We start from the raw sequence: 1,083 nt of genomic DNA, 5'->3' as shown, positions 1-1,083 counted from the left end.
GGACGGCAGAGGCGAGGATCGCGAACGCGGTCCCGGCGCCGAGGGCGGTCCAGCCGGCCGGGCGGGAGACATCGGGGCGGCTCATGAGGCGAGCAGCAGTTCGCCGAGACGTCTGGAGGCAAGCCGCCGCGCCAAACTGCCTGAATGTCGTCGTACGACGAACGTCGCGGCCCACGCCACCAGGCCGCCGACGAGCACGCCCGCCAGGACGTCATGGGGATAGTGCAGGCCGACCCAGACCCGGGAGCCCGCCATCGCCACGGCTGCGACCCCCGCCACCGCACCGAGGAGGCGCGAGACGAAGAGCAGAGCCACCGCGGCGGCCGCGGCGATGGCCGCATGGTTGCTGGGGAACGACCAGTCGCCGTGTGCCGGGCAGGCATCCAGCGTTGCCACCTGAAGGCTCTGGCAGGGGCGGTTCTCCCGGACGGCCGCCTTCAGGACCATGTCCACTCCGTATGCGGCAACCACGACGACCGGTACGGCCAGTGTCGTGACCGCGGCCGCCGGGCTGACCCGCCGGGCGCGCCACCAGCCGATGACGGCCAGGACGGCGAACACCAGGAGTCCGTACGTCGACCAGACCGACACCGTGTCGTCGAGCCAGTCGGCCGAGTGATGCGCGCGGGCAACGACGTCCGCGTAGAGGGAACCGTCGATGGCCGACCCGTCAAAGGCGAGGATCACTTGTGCCTCGCCTTCGGCCTTGCACTGCTCCGGGATCGCAGGACTTCGCTGAGCAGTGGGATCAGCGACACCACGACGATCAACGCAATGAGAGGCAAGAGGTAGTGGTCGACGTTCGGGATCGAGGAGCCCAGCACATACCCTGCGAGCGTGACGCCGACGGCCCAGACGAGGCCACCCGTCGCCTGCCACAGCGTGAAGGTCCGCACGGGAACTTCGAGCGCGCCCGCCATCGGGTTGAGCACGGTCCGTACGACCGGGATGAATCTCGCCAGGACGATCGCCTTGGCGTACCCGTAGCGTTCCAGGAGCTCTTCGGCCCGCTTCATGCCGTCGTGCAAACGCTGCGAACGACTGCGGGCGACCAGCGCTCCCCCCGCCCGGCGGCCGATCAGA

Annotated in this window: 2 protein-coding genes; both read right to left on the bottom strand. The window is 69.8% G+C overall.

Annotation, left to right across the window (positions count from 1 at the left end):
• Positions 1 to 81: 81 nt before the first annotated feature.
• The gene (locus tag ADL25_RS10715; protein ID WP_059127441.1) at positions 82 to 687 is read right to left on the bottom strand and encodes a phosphatase PAP2 family protein; all 606 of its coding nucleotides are present in this window, start codon (positions 685 to 687) and stop codon (positions 82 to 84) included.
• The coding region (locus tag ADL25_RS10710; RefSeq protein WP_199839136.1) for a DedA family protein at positions 684 to 1,083 on the bottom strand (400 nt) is incomplete at its 5' end. The genes ADL25_RS10715 and ADL25_RS10710, both read right to left, overlap by 4 nt.

It is taken from the genome of Streptomyces sp. NRRL F-5122 (genome assembly GCF_001507435.1).
GTDB lineage: Bacteria > Actinomycetota > Actinomycetes > Streptomycetales > Streptomycetaceae > Streptomyces > Streptomyces lannensis.
The sequence above is the reverse complement of the archived record's forward strand: the minus strand, read 5'-3'. Positions and strand labels throughout refer to the sequence as shown.